Genomic DNA, 13,024 nt, shown 5'->3' with positions numbered 1-13,024 from the left:
ACACGCCGAGCGGGTGCCGAACGGCCTGCTGGTCGGTGGCGTACAGTCGGCATCGGCGCGGCCTCGCGGTGAGTTGACCGGGGTGCTGCAGCGGCGCCGCAAGGACGTCGGGCGGCTCCGACGCCGGATGGTCGTCGGGAGGGGGCTACGAGGACATGGCGGGCAACGGTGACCGTGCCGAGACCTGGACGTCGGAGCTCCGTGAGCAGCAGAATTCCCTCAGCGCCGATCTCGGTCCGGCCGATCCGGCGGCCTACACGACGCGCAAGCCGATTCCCGAGCCGATGCCGACCGACCGGCATGGCCCGGCGCGGATCATCGCGATGGCCAACCAGAAAGGCGGAGTCGGCAAGACCACCACGACCATCAATCTCGGTGCTGCGCTGGCCGAGTACGGCCGCAAGGTGCTGCTGGTCGATTTCGACCCACAGGGCGCGCTCTCGGTCGGGCTGGGAGTCAACCCGCACAATTTGGACCTGTCGGTATACAACCTGCTGATGCAGGACGACGTCACCGCCGACGACGTGCTGATCAAGACCGACGTCGCCGGGCTGCATCTGCTGCCGGCCAACATCGACCTCTCCGCCGCCGAGATACAGCTGGTCAACGAAGTGGCCCGGGAGATGGCCCTGGCCCGGGTGCTCAAGAGCATCCGCAAGGAGTACGACTACGTCCTGATCGACTGTCAGCCGTCGCTCGGCCTGCTGGCGATCAACGCGTTGACCGTGGCGCACGGCGTGCTCATTCCCCTGGAGTGCGAGTTCTTCAGCCTGCGTGGTGTGGCCCTGCTGTTGGACACCATCGACAAGGTGCGCGAGCGGCTCAACTTCGACCTGGAGCTCGAGGGCATCCTCGCCACCATGTACGACAGTCGCACCACCCACTGTCGGCAGGTGCTCCAGCGGGTGGTGGAGGCCTTCGGCGACAAGGTCTACCAGACGGTGATCACCAAGACGGTGAAGTTCCCCGAGTCCACCGTCGCCGGCTCCCCGATCACCACCCTCGACCCGGCGTCCTCCGGCGCCCGCAACTACCGTCAGTTGGCGCGCGAGGTGATCGCCGCGCAGTCGGAGCGGTAGGCCGGTAACCCCTGGTGGTCAGGCCGTGGACTACGGTCGTCGGCGTGAGCGCGCCGCCTCTCGATCCGCCCGCTGCGGCGGGTGACCCGCCCCCGGTGGCTGCCGCCGCCGGTATGGCGGCCGAAGCCGTCGGGGCGGACGTGGGGGTGGCGGCCCAGGCGAGCGCGGCCGTCGAAGGCGACGCGGCGGCGACGGACGACGCGGAGTCGGCGGACAGTGCGGAGTCGGCGGACGGCGGCGGGTTCACGGTGCGACTGGCCAACTTCACCGGCCCGTTCGACCTGTTGCTGCAACTGATCGGCAAACACAAGCTCGACGTCACCGAAGTCGCCCTGCACCAGGTGACCGACGAGTTCATCGCCTACATCCGGGCGATGGGCGACGCCTGGGACCTCGACGAGGCCAGCGAGTTCCTGCTGATCGCCGCCACCCTGCTCGACCTGAAGGCGGCCCGGCTGCTGCCCGCCGCCGAGGTGGAGAACGAGGATGACCTCGCCCTGCTGGAGGCGCGGGACCTGCTCTTCGCCCGGCTGTTGCAGTACAAGGCGTACAAGGAGGCGGCGGCGCACATCGCCGCGCTGGAGGAAGTCGGGGGCCGCCGCTACCCGCGGGCGGTCACCCTGGAGCCCCGCTACGCCGAGGCGCTGCCGGACCTCGTGCTCGGCATCGGCCCGCAGCGGCTGCTCAAGCTGGCGGTCAGGGCGATGACCCCGAAACCGGTGCCCGAGGTCTCCATCGCCCACGTGCACATGGTCCGGGTCAGCGTCCGGGAACACGCGGGGATCATCGCCGAACGGCTACGCCGCGCCGGCACCGCCACCTTCTCGCTGCTCTGTGCCGACTGCGAGGCCACCCTGGAGGTGGTGGCCCGCTTCCTCGCCCTGCTGGAGCTGTACCGGCAGGGGGTGGTGGCCTTCGTCCAGGAGCAGGCGTTGGAGGAGTTGACCGTACGCTGGACCGGTCCCGCCGACGGTGGCCCGGCCCTGACCATCGACGAGTACGCTGGCGCCCCCGCCGAGCCGAGCCCGGACGGTGCGCCGGCTCCGGGCACCGAGCCGGCGGCGAGCGGTGACGCGACGACGGAGGAACGAGCCGGATGAGCAACGAGGAACGCCCGGGATCCCTGGCCGACCAGGCCGCCGCCTGGATCCCCCCGTGGCAGCGTCCCGCCCCGCCCACCGAAGCCGACGCCGCAGATCCTGGTGCGAAGGTGCCCTCCCACGGGCGCACTGAGACCACGAGCTCCGAGGCGGCCGAAGCCCAGGCTGCCGATCCGCAGGAGGGCGCGGTGGCAGCGGGGGCACAGACCGCCGAGGTGGGCGCAGGGCAGTTCGAGGCGGTGCAGGCGGGCGCCGTCGAGAGCCCGGCGCGCAAGGAGCGAACGGGGCGGGGGCGCCCGGCGCCGCCGCCGGCGCCGGTGCTCGACGACGCGGAGCTGCGCGGCGCACTGGAGGCGATCCTGCTGGTGGTGGACGAGCCGGTCAGTGAGTTGACCCTGGCCCAGGTGCTCGAACAGCCCGCCGAACGGGTCGGCCCGATGCTCGACGAGATCGCGGCCGGCTACACCGCCGCTGGACACGGCTTCGAGCTGCGCCGTGCGGCCGGCGGCTGGCGCCTGTACACCCGGCCGGAATACGCCAGCTACGTCGAACGGTTCGTGCTGGACGGGCAGTCGGTCCGACTCACCCAGGCAGCGCTGGAGACCCTGGCGGTGGTGGCCTACAAGCAGCCGGTGACCCGGTCGCGGATCTCCGCCATCCGGGGTGTCAACTGCGACGGGGTCATCCGTACCCTGGTCTCCCGTGGCCTGGTCGAGGAATGCGGCACCGAGGCCGACAGCGGTGCCTACCTGTACCGCACGACCGTCATGTTCCTGGAGAAGCTCGGCCTGAACAGCCTCGACGACCTGCCGCCACTGGCCCCGTTCCTTCCCGACGACGTAGAAGAGTTCGCCGATGCCACGCGATAACCGCACCCCCTCCCCGAACGCGCCCGTCTACACCGGCCCCGAACGCCTGCAGAAGGTGCTCGCCGCCGCCGGTGTCGGCTCCCGGCGCGCCTGCGAAGATCTGATCTTCCGGCGGCGGGTGACGGTCAACGGGCGGGTCGCGCAGCTCGGCGACAAGGTCGACCCGACCACGGCGGTCATCCACGTCGACGGCGAGCGGCTGCAGGCCGACACCCGGCTGGTGTACCTGGCGATGAACAAGCCGCGTGGGGTGGTCTCCACGATGGCCGACGAGAAGGGCCGCACCGCGCTGGCCGACTTCCTCGGCAGCCGGGTCGAACAGCGGGTCTACCACGTCGGACGGCTCGACGCGGACAGCGAGGGCCTGCTGCTGCTCACCAACGACGGCAACCTGGCGCACCGGCTGATGCACCCCTCCTACGGAGTGCCGAAGACGTACCTGTGCGAGGTGGCCGGGCCGATCCCGCGCAACCTCAGCAAGCGGCTGGCCGCCGGGGTGGAGCTGGAGGACGGCCCCGTGACCGTCGACGCGTTCCGGGTGGTGGATACTCTGGGGCGTATCGCCCAGGTGGAGCTGACGCTGCACGAAGGGCGCAAACACCTCGTACGGCGGCTGCTGGCCGAGGTCGGCCACCCGGTGAACCGGCTGGTGCGTACCTCCATCGGGCCGATCCGGCTGGGTGACCTGCGCGCCGGGCGCACCCGGAGGTTGACCAACGCGGAGGTCGCCGCCCTGTTCAAGGCTGTGGGTGACTGACCGCGCGGTCGCGGGTACGGCTGAGGAGTAGGCTCCCTGGCGGTCCGGCGCGGCGGCGAGACTGCGGCGCCGGGCATGATGGAACACATGTGGGCAACCGCTCGCGTCCGCCGATGAGGGCGGATCGTGAGGTACGGGCTGAGGAGGACGACGGTGGAGGAAAACGTACCGGCCGAGCGCTGCGTGGTCGCTGTGGACGGGCCGTCCGGTTCGGGTAAGTCCACCGTCTCCCGACGGCTCGCCACGAGCCTGGGGGCCCGGTACCTGGACACCGGCGCGATGTACCGGGCGATCACCTGGGCGGTGCTGCGCTCCGGCGTCGACCTGACCGACGCCCAGGCGGTGGCCAAGGTGGCCGGCGAGGTCGACCTGTGCATCGGCACCGACCCCGCGGGCTACGGCGTGACCGCCGACGGGGTGAGCGTGGAAGCCGAGATCCGCGGGCCCGAGGTGACCGCCGCCGTCTCCGCCGTGGCGGCCGTGCCGGCGGTACGCGCGTTGCTGGTCGCCCGCCAGCAGGAAATGATCACCAACGCGGGGCGGATCGTGGTCGAGGGCCGCGACATCGGCTCCGTGGTGGCCCCCGACGCCGACCTGAAGGTCTACCTCACCGCCTCCGCGGCGGCGCGCGCCGCGCGGCGCAGCGCCGAGGACGCCTCCGACGTGGCAGCCACCGCCGCGGACCTGGCCCGCCGCGACCGGCTGGACTCGACCCGCAAGGCCGACCCGCTCGCTCAGGCACCCGACGCCGTGGAACTGGACACCACCGAACTGGGCATCGACGAGGTCGTGGCGCGGCTGCGTGAGCTGCTCGCCGATCGGGGAGTGGCGTGAGCGACGACGACGGTTGGGTGGAGCTTCGCGAGCCGGACCTCGACACCGAGGAGCCGACCGGCCCGCAGCCGGTGGTGGCCGTGGTCGGCCGGCCCAACGTCGGCAAATCCACGCTGGTCAACCGGATCATCGGCCGCCGTCAGGCGGTGGTGGAGGACGTACCCGGGGTGACCCGGGACCGCATCCCGTACGACGCGCAGTGGTCCGGCCGGGCGTTCACCGTGGTGGACACCGGCGGCTGGGAGCCGGACGCCAGGGACCGCGCGGCGGCGATCGCCGCGCAGGCCGAGGCGGCCGTGGCCACCGCCGACGTGGTCTTGTTCGTGGTCGACGCGACGGTCGGCTCCACCGACGTCGACGAGGCGGCGGTGAAGATGCTGCGCCGCAGCGCCAAGCCGGTGATCCTGGTGGCCAACAAGGCCGACAACACCAGCATCGAGCTCGAGGCCACCTCCCTCTGGTCGCTCGGCCTCGGCGAGCCGCATCCGGTCTCGGCACTGCACGGTCGCGGCTCCGGCGACCTGCTCGACGCCATCCTGGCGGCGCTGCCCGAAGCGCCGAAGGTGACGGAGTACCGTCCGCGCGGGCCGCGCCGGGTGGCCCTGGTGGGCCGGCCGAACGTCGGCAAGTCCAGCCTGCTGAACCGCTTTTCGGGCGAGGAACGGGCGGTGGTCGACGCGGTCGCCGGCACCACCGTCGACCCGGTGGACAGCCTGGTCTCCATCGGCGGCGAGACCTGGCACCTGGTGGACACCGCCGGCCTGCGTAAGCGGGTGGGCAGGGCCAGCGGCACCGAGTACTACGCCAGCCTGCGTACCGCCTCGGCCATCGAGGCGGCCGAGGTGGCGGTGGTGCTGCTCGACGCCAGCGAGCCGATCAGCGAGCAGGACCAGCGAATCCTGTCCATGGTCACCGAGGCGGGCCGGGCATTGGTGATCGTCTTCAACAAGTGGGACCTGGTCGACGCGGATCGCCGGTACTACCTGGACAAGGAGATCGAGCGGGAGCTGCGCCGGATCCCGTGGGCGATCCGACTGAACCTGTCGGCGAAGACCGGCCGGGCCGTGGACAAGCTCGCCGCCGCCCTGGACCGGGCGCTGGCCAGCTGGGAGACGCGGGTCCCCACCGCGCAACTCAACGCGTGGGTCACCGCCCTGGTGCAGGCCACTCCGCACCCGGTCCGCGGGGGACGGGCGCCACGCATCCTGTTCGCCACCCAGGCGGGCGTGGCGCCGCCGCGCTTCGTGCTTTTCACCACCGGGCCGCTGGACGCCGGCTACCAGCGCTTCGTCGAGCGCAAGCTGCGCGAGGAGTTCGGCTTCGAGGGCACCCCGATCGAGATTTCGGTACGCCCGCGCAAGAAGCTCGGCCCCGGCGGCCGGGGCAAGGCACACGGCTGATCGTCGTTCCCGGGCAGGGTCGGGGTGCTTCCCCGGCCCTGCCCGTCTCTATGTCCACCTCCGGCCTGGCCGTCTCGCCTGACGTCCGGCTCAGGCCCTGCCCCGACTCCCGAACCTATCTTCCTAGGATGCCCTAGCGGTGGTGCGGGTGACCGCCCTGAACGATCCGAGACGGTGGTGCGGGTGACCGCCCTGAACGATCCGAGACGGCGCGCTGCCCCAGAGCTGCTTCAGGTTGAGGCCCGCGCCGCCGCCGTGACCTCGATCTCCAGGACCGCACCGGGAAGGAAGAGCCGGCTCACCTCGAGGGTCGTGCTGGCCGGCGGGGCAGTGTTCCCGCCGGCGGGAAACAGGCTGCGGCGTACCGCGCCGTAGGCGGGCAGGTCGTCCAGGCTGGTCATGAAAGTGCGGATGTGCAGGATGTCGGCGAAGGCCGCGCCGTGCGCGGCGAGAACTTGGCGAATGATCTCGAAGATCCGTATCGCCTGCGCGCCGGCGTCGCCGGGTGCCACGATCTCGCCGGTGTCGTCGACGGCGACCTGCCCGGCGAGCATCAGCAGCGCACCGCCCCCGAGATCCAGGCGGGCCACATGAGCGAAGCGGTCGCCGAACGGCGCGGCCACGGTCGGCGGGTTGTCCAGCGTCAGGTTCATCGATTCTCCAACGTGATGAGGGATGACACGTCCGCGCCCTGATCGGCAGCGGCGTCGAGCAGATGCAGCGTGGCGACCGCCACCGGGGTGGCCGGTGCCAGCGGGGTGGCTGGCGCCACCGGAGCGGCGCCCGCCGCCCCCAGCGCCAGCCGTCCATCCTTGACAGCGAGGGCGATCGGGAAGGACGCACCGCTCGCGGTCGCCCGCCGGATCGCGCTGCCCAACGGTCCGGCGGCGAGAGCATCGAGGGCCACCGCCCGGTCGACGCCGAGTCCGTCGGCGACGACGAGCGTGTCGTGCAAGGCGCCGAGCGCGGTGACCAGCGCCGTGTTGACCACGAGCTTCAGGGCGGCCCCGGCGCCGACCGGACCGCAGCGGCGGATGGTGCCCAGGTCCCGCAGCACGGGCTCGGCGAGATCCACGATGGCAGCCGGGCCACCAGCGAAAATCGTCAGTTCGCCAGCCGTCACAGCGTCCACGCTGCCGCCGACCGGGGCATCGAGCAACGGCACCGAAGCGGGCAGGCGTGCGGCGATCCGGCTCATCTCGTCGGGCGCGATCGTCGACATCTGGACCACGATCGCTCCCGACCGGAGGGCCGCCAGGGTGGAGTCGGCGCCGAACAGCGTGGCCTCCACCGCCGCGGCGTCCGTCAGCAAGGTGAGCACCAGATCGGCCCGGGCCACCGCGGCAGCTGGCGTCGTGGCGACGTGGGCTCCCGCTGCGGCCAGCGCCCTGGCCTTGGTGGGGGTGCGGTTCCACACGCTGACCCGGTTGCCTCCCGCTAACAGCCGGCGCGCGACCGCCGTGCCCATCCGCCCGGTGCCCAACACTGCGATGTCAGTCATGGCGGCCACGCTAGAACCGATCCCAGCATGCGACTAACGAATGTCTTGCATCCCTGCCATGCGTCACTAGCATGCGAAGGTGGAGACCCAACTTCTGGAGGTGTTCCGGGCCGTCGCGCGCCACGGCTCGATCACCGCCGCCGCCCGCCAGCTGCGCTTCACCCAATCCGCCGTGTCGCGGCAGATCGCCGCCCTGGAAGCGGACATCGGGGCACGACTGTTCGACCGACTGCCCCGGGGCGTGACACTCAGCGAAGAAGGGCGCCTCCTGTTGCCGCACGCGGAGGCGTTGCTCGACCGGCTCGTGGCCGTCCGACGAGACCTCGACGAACTGCGCGGCCTGGGCAGCGGCCGGCTGCGCGTCGGGGCGTTCCCTACCGCCGTCGCGGCACTCGTTCCCCGCGCTCTCGCGTCGTTCCGCGCCGCGTATCCGCAGGTGGCGTTGTCGCTGGTCGAGGGGATGACGCCGTCGCTCTTGGATCGCCTGACCGCCGGCGAGGCCGACATCGCCGTGGTGAGCATGTCGCCGGCGACCCAGACCGATACCGCGCGGGAGGCTGACGCCGCCGCGGTGAGCACGTCGCCGACGACTCAGATCGATACCTCGCGTTTCCACCTGCATCATCTGGTCGACGAGCGACTGCTGGTCGCGGTCTCGCGCGACCACCGGCTCGCCCGACGGCGCACGGTGCGGCTGGTGGAGTTGGCCGACGACCCGTTCATCGTGGGCTCGGCGACCGACGAGGAGAACCTGCTGCGGGCCAGCCTGCCCAGCGGCTTCCAACCCCGCGTCGACATCGTCGCCGCGGAGTGGACCGGCAAACTCGGCTGTGTCGCGGTCGGGCTCGGCGTGGCCCTTGTTCCGGCCCTGGCCGTGCGGGGAGCGCCCGCCGACATCACGTTGCTGAGCCTGCACCCCGACGACGAGTCCATCCGCCGGATCTTCGCCGCCACCGTTGTCGGACGGTCCCGACCGCCTGCGGTCAGCCGCTTCCTCACCTATCTTCACGAGGCTGCAGGCGCATTCGGCTGAAGCCGTAGCCGAGCAGGACGCGGAGACCTCAAGACCGCCTGCGCCTGGCGAGTGTAGGGCTGGTCGGTGGGGTCGTGCGTCCGCCAGAGGGGCCTGTGCGACGCGGGACAGATCCTGCGCTAAGCTGTACCGGCCGTCGCGGGAGACCTTGCGGCGGCATCGGGACGTGGCGCAGTTTGGTAGCGCACTTGACTGGGGGTCAAGGGGTCGTCGGTTCAAATCCGGCCGTCCCGACAGCGAGAGGGTTTCCGCAGGTCAGAGACTTGTGGGAGCCCTCTTTTCATTGCTCGGCATGGATGCCTGGTCTAGCACGCCGCTGTTGGACTCCTTGACTCGGGCAGGTTGTCATGCCACTACTGGATCTTCAAAAACTCACCGCCGGGCTCTCCCGGACCTGGGCCGGGTTCCTCCGCGACTGGGACCGGTCCCTGCGGGCGGGGAACTATCCGGAGACCACCCGCTACAACTACCTGTTGGCCGCCGCGCAGCTTGGCCGCTATCTGGCAGAGCAGTCGCCGGATCCGGACGCCGTGGACGCGGCCGAGGATCCGTGTGCGGTGACGCGGGCGCATGTGGAGGCTTTCCAAGGTTGGATGATCGAGACCAGGTCCGCGTCGACGGCGTTGAACAAGCACAAGGGACTGCAGCAGTTCTTCAAGTGGCTGCTCGTCGACGAGGAGGCCATCGACCGCTCGCCGATGGAACGGGTGCGGCAGCCGAAGACACCCCGGAAGCTGATCCCGGTCATGCGGGACGAGGACACCAGCAAGTTGCTCGACGCCTGCAAGGGCAAAGGCTTCGCGAATCTGCGCGACGAGGCGTTGGTCCGGTTGTACTGCAACACCGGCGCACGCCTGTCGGAGGTCGGCAACCTCCTGGTCGCTGACGTGGATCTGAACACGGAGTCGGTGCGTTTCCACGGAAAGGGCGCGAAGGATCGGCGGGTACGGTTCGGACCCAAGACGGCCCGGGCGCTGTCCCGGTATCTGCGGGCCCGGGACAAGCACAGAGGCGCTGCCCTGCCGAACCTGTGCCTGGCCGAACGCGGCAGCGCGCCCTTGGCTCCGAACGGCATCAAGATCCTGCTCAAGCGGTTGGGGGCGGCGGCCGGGGTGGCGGACGTGCACGCGCACCGGTGGCGGCACAGCTTCGCCCACGAGTGGAAACGCGCCGGCGGCGACACCGGTGACTTGATGCTCCTGCTCGGATGGACATCAGAGGACATGCCCCGCCACTACGGCGCCAGCGCCGCAGCCGAACGGGCACAAGAGACACAGGCGCGACTGGGTATCGGCGAGCGCGTATAGGCGGTCGACTGGCGCGGTCACACACGCGGGGCCGTGTGTGACCGCGCCGTCACCGGTAGGCTGCGGCGAGCTTTCGGAAGGGGAGGCGATGACGCGGTACGCGGTCGACGAGAGCCGTAGCGAGTTGATGGCGAGCTGGGAAACCGGCTACGGATCTGTCGCGACTCAGGTCGCGACGCTGCCGGCGAGCGCGACATCAAGGCAGCGGCTGGCGCTGGCAGCCGAGTTGTCACGGCTGTCCGAAGCGCTGTGGCGCTGCTACACGCACCCGGCGAGCGCCGCCGACAGCCTGGAGCTCAACAGTGAGGGGTGGCGACGAGAGCGGACCCGCAACCAGTTCGCCTCGGTGACGGCACACATCAGCAAGCCGAACCTGCCTGACGACGATGGCATCCTGACCGTCTCATACGACCCCGTCGAGGAGTACGCCCACCGAGTGGGACGTTGCCTGCACACCGCCGCGGTCACCGATCTCACCGCAGCCGTCATCGCCGATGTGCAGACCGAGATCGCCGCGGTGGAGGGCGCCGAACTGGGAGACCTGTCGGGACGTTCGACCCAGGCGGTGCAACTCACCCGGCAAGACGCCTCGCCGGTCCAGGTCGCCGCCGCCAACCAGATCCTGACTGACGATCCGCTCGGCGCGGGCGAATTGTTTCTCAACCTCGACCCGACCTCGGCGTGCGTGGCGGGCCGCGCACTGGCTGCAGGCCGCCGCCGAAGTGACCTCGGAGCTGTCCGGGACCGCCGTGACCGAGATCGTGATGGAAGCCGACGACATCGAGGCACTACCGCACGCGACGCCGACCGCAGTGCTGGAGCTGATGGAGATCGGTCTGTCACCCACGCATGTGGTTACCAGCATGATCAGCGACGCCATGGCGGTGGCTGAGGGCAAGGCACCTGACATCGATGAGCTACGAGACAAAATCGAGGAAGCGGACGAGAACGTGGAACGGTACGGGGCGGACGACCCCGAGGCGCACGCCGAGTTCACGACGATCCGGCTGACCACTCTGGACCCGCGTCGTCCCGCCCGCGACATGCTCGAAGACCTTCTCGACGGAATACGTGGCTGCTGGCTCGTCTACCACGAATACGCCGAGCAGCCCGCCAGCCCCCGGGACGACGTGACCGACGACGAATGGGACGACGAGATCGACACCGCCTTCAACAACGAGGTACGTGCCCGCGCATTCGCTGACCGGCATCGCCTCAACCTGGAAGATCGCGACCGATAGCCCCGTGCCGGCGTGCGCCAGACGGACTTGTCCGAGTGCTGGAAGGTGACCACCGACAATGATGGGGGCTATCGCCCGGCCAGCCGGTGTTCAAGTCCCCCCTCGGACACAGATTTTCCGCATCGGTGCGCACTTTGAGTGCGCATGCACTGATACTACAGCTCGATGGTTTGGGTAGCCGAGCACGCCTCGGCGGACGCCTGCCTTCATGGCTAATGATCTCTTAGCTTTCGATTGAGTCTGTATGCCGGTCGGGTTGCCGCCTGGATCGTTCGGGGACTCGACTGCAGACGCTGACATGATCGATCCTGTCGTTCGGCTACCTGGTTCTTCGTCTGCACCGGATCATCTGCTTGGCCGGCGGTGGGCACGCCAACGCGGTTGAGATGCTCGTGCTGCGGCACGACGTCACGGTGCCGTCGGCGGGTGTGCCGCGATCTACGGCCCGGCAGATCCTCGACGGCGTCGGCCCGCCCGTCGTCACGATCAACGGTGTCGTCGCCTTATTCGCCGCCACAGAGGCGGCGGTCCACCTCACTCACCTGCGGGTGGTCCGTTTCGCCGTGTTTTGCAGCTCGATGGCGAGGAACGGGTTGGGGGACCACTCACCGGTCCCGCAAGGTCCCGCGAGAAATCGATCCGGTCGCATGCCGCGAGGGGATCAATGAGGTAGCCATCGGCGAGTGAGCTTCAGCGTGAGCGTGCATGGTGGCGGTCGCTGTCTTTGGGCTATCGCAATCAGCGAGTGCACCGGCGATCCGGTAGGTGAGGTGGATCGCCGTGAACACTGGTGGGGTCGATTGCCGCTTGCGCGGCGGTGCCGGCGACATCAGCTGCCGTGGTCAGCGCGTCTTATTCACCTCTGGCGGGAGGTCGGACGGGTGCCGTGGTGGCGGTCGTGGGGTGGATGATGCGTGTCCACACTCGGGTTGCCCACCAGATCGCTACGGCGAGGGCGTAGCAGACGGCGAGGATGCCGGTGGATTGTGTGTTGACGATCGCGGCGCTGATGACCGCGATTGGTGCGGCCAGGATGATGCGGAAGATCAGCGGGGTGACGAGTGCCATGACGATTCCGGTGCCCAGGAGCAGCCCGCCGACCCGGCCGGTGAGGTCGATCCATATCACCATGTGTGGCCATCGGGGAGCGGTCAGGGAATATTGGATCAGCAGCATGCCGAGGGCGGCGGCGATGACGGAGCCGGTTGGTGTGGCCAGCAGGGCCGACCAGCCGTCGTGCGGTGTGCGCCACTGGCGGGCGGCAACGATCGCCATCACGAGCGCCAACACGGCGATAGGGGTGATGGGCCATAGTGCCCAGCGCAGGAAGCTACTCACCGGCAGGGTGAAGTACTGGCTGGTGACCACGGCGTAGAGGCCCGTGATGGCGGCTCCGAGGGAGACGGCAGCGAGGATGCCGATACTGACTTTCCCGCCTTCTGTTCGGACGTCCGGTGTCGGACTGCGCGCTGCGATCAGGGAGCCGAGGAGGGTTCCGGTAGCGAGGCATGACAGCAGGGCGAACACGGCCGCCATGGCCAGTCCACCCCAGTTGAAGTTGACCCAGTAGTGCATGCCGAGGGTGACGTTGTGTCGTTCGGCGGTCACGATGCACTGCCAGATCAGCGCCAGGGACGCGAATCCTGGCACCGCGATCTCGATAGCCCTGCGCACCGGCGGCACCGGTACGTCTACCGCAGCCGCCGGGCCGGGGTTCGTGGGGCCAGCCTCGGCAGCGCCGAGCGCCGCGACGAGCTGAGGCTCGGCCACGATGGTCGGGGTGATCCCGGTGTGCTCGGTGATCGCCGCGTCCAGGTGCGGTAGGCGAGCGCTGCCTCCCACGCAGTAGATCCCTGCCAGGTCGCTGGCGGACAGTTCAGCGGCGGCGATGGTCTGCTGCGTC

The 13,024-nt window shown here is 69.9% G+C and carries 13 protein-coding genes and 1 tRNA gene; 11 read left to right on the top strand and 3 right to left on the bottom strand.

The window, feature by feature from the left end:
- Positions 1 to 155 precede the first annotated feature (155 nt).
- From Vqi01_RS24075 to der, 6 genes are all read left to right on the top strand, one after another.
- Positions 156 to 1,079 (top strand): ParA family protein, encoded by a 924-nt coding sequence (locus Vqi01_RS24075; protein ID WP_204037125.1) that lies wholly within the window; start codon positions 156 to 158, stop codon positions 1,077 to 1,079.
- A 44-nt stretch (positions 1,080 to 1,123) separates the two neighbouring features.
- Entirely contained in the window at positions 1,124 to 2,179 is a 1,056-nt protein-coding gene (locus tag Vqi01_RS24070; RefSeq protein ID WP_307825180.1) for a segregation and condensation protein A, read from the top strand.
- Positions 2,176 to 3,048, top strand: a complete 873-nt coding sequence (scpB, locus tag Vqi01_RS24065) for an SMC-Scp complex subunit ScpB (protein ID WP_204037124.1) — start codon at positions 2,176 to 2,178, stop codon at positions 3,046 to 3,048. Before Vqi01_RS24070 ends, scpB begins: the two co-directional genes overlap by 4 nt.
- Complete coding sequence (locus Vqi01_RS24060) at positions 3,035 to 3,805, top strand: pseudouridine synthase (RefSeq protein WP_204037123.1); 771 nt, start codon at positions 3,035 to 3,037, stop codon at positions 3,803 to 3,805. Before scpB ends, Vqi01_RS24060 begins: the two co-directional genes overlap by 14 nt.
- 153 nt (positions 3,806 to 3,958) lie before the next feature.
- A complete protein-coding gene (gene cmk, locus Vqi01_RS24055; RefSeq protein WP_204037122.1) occupies positions 3,959 to 4,639 on the top strand; it encodes a (d)CMP kinase in 681 nt (226 codons plus the stop codon).
- Positions 4,636 to 6,039, top strand: coding sequence for a ribosome biogenesis GTPase Der (gene der, locus Vqi01_RS24050; protein WP_204037121.1), 1,404 nt, complete (start codon positions 4,636 to 4,638; stop codon positions 6,037 to 6,039). The genes cmk and der overlap by 4 nt, the downstream gene beginning before the upstream one ends.
- Before the next feature lie 230 nt (positions 6,040 to 6,269).
- On the opposite strand, the gene Vqi01_RS24045 is transcribed toward der, so the two are convergent.
- Positions 6,270 to 6,692 (bottom strand): RidA family protein, encoded by a 423-nt coding sequence (locus Vqi01_RS24045; RefSeq protein ID WP_204037120.1) that lies wholly within the window; start codon positions 6,690 to 6,692, stop codon positions 6,270 to 6,272.
- Positions 6,689 to 7,540 carry an NAD(P)-dependent oxidoreductase gene (locus tag Vqi01_RS24040; RefSeq protein WP_204037119.1) on the bottom strand — a complete coding sequence of 284 codons (852 nt, stop codon included), beginning with the start codon at positions 7,538 to 7,540 and terminating at the stop codon, positions 6,689 to 6,691. The genes Vqi01_RS24045 and Vqi01_RS24040 overlap by 4 nt, the downstream gene beginning before the upstream one ends.
- A 79-nt stretch (positions 7,541 to 7,619) precedes the next feature.
- Between Vqi01_RS24040 and Vqi01_RS24035 the strand changes: the two genes are divergently transcribed.
- The 5 genes from Vqi01_RS24035 to Vqi01_RS24015 all read left to right on the top strand — a co-directional run bounded on the left by Vqi01_RS24035 (position 7,620) and on the right by Vqi01_RS24015 (position 11,121).
- The gene (locus Vqi01_RS24035) at positions 7,620 to 8,573 is read left to right on the top strand and encodes a LysR family transcriptional regulator (RefSeq protein WP_204037118.1); all 954 of its coding nucleotides are present in this window, start codon (positions 7,620 to 7,622) and stop codon (positions 8,571 to 8,573) included.
- 160 nt (positions 8,574 to 8,733) lie between these two features.
- Positions 8,734 to 8,807 (top strand) — tRNA-Pro (locus tag Vqi01_RS24030).
- Positions 8,808 to 8,920: 113 nt separating this feature from the next.
- On the top strand, positions 8,921 to 9,880 hold the full coding sequence (locus Vqi01_RS24025; RefSeq protein ID WP_204037117.1) for a tyrosine-type recombinase/integrase: 960 nt from the start codon (positions 8,921 to 8,923) through the stop codon (positions 9,878 to 9,880).
- Between the two features lie 88 nt (positions 9,881 to 9,968).
- Positions 9,969 to 10,772 carry a hypothetical protein gene (locus Vqi01_RS24020; RefSeq protein ID WP_204037116.1) on the top strand — a complete coding sequence of 268 codons (804 nt, stop codon included), beginning with the start codon at positions 9,969 to 9,971 and terminating at the stop codon, positions 10,770 to 10,772.
- The gene (locus Vqi01_RS24015; RefSeq protein WP_204037115.1) at positions 10,744 to 11,121 is read left to right on the top strand and encodes a magnesium transporter CorA family protein; all 378 of its coding nucleotides are present in this window, start codon (positions 10,744 to 10,746) and stop codon (positions 11,119 to 11,121) included. Before Vqi01_RS24020 ends, Vqi01_RS24015 begins: the two co-directional genes overlap by 29 nt.
- Before the next feature lie 852 nt (positions 11,122 to 11,973).
- Here Vqi01_RS24015 and Vqi01_RS30995 read toward each other — a convergent pair.
- Positions 11,974 to 13,024, bottom strand: a 1,051-nt coding sequence (locus tag Vqi01_RS30995; RefSeq protein WP_239098622.1) for an Hsp70 family protein, incomplete at its 5' end; no start/stop codon positions are given.

Source organism: Micromonospora qiuiae, from assembly GCF_016863555.1.
GTDB lineage: Bacteria > Actinomycetota > Actinomycetes > Mycobacteriales > Micromonosporaceae > Micromonospora > Micromonospora qiuiae.
The sequence above is the reverse complement of the archived record's forward strand: the minus strand, read 5'-3'. Positions and strand labels throughout refer to the sequence as shown.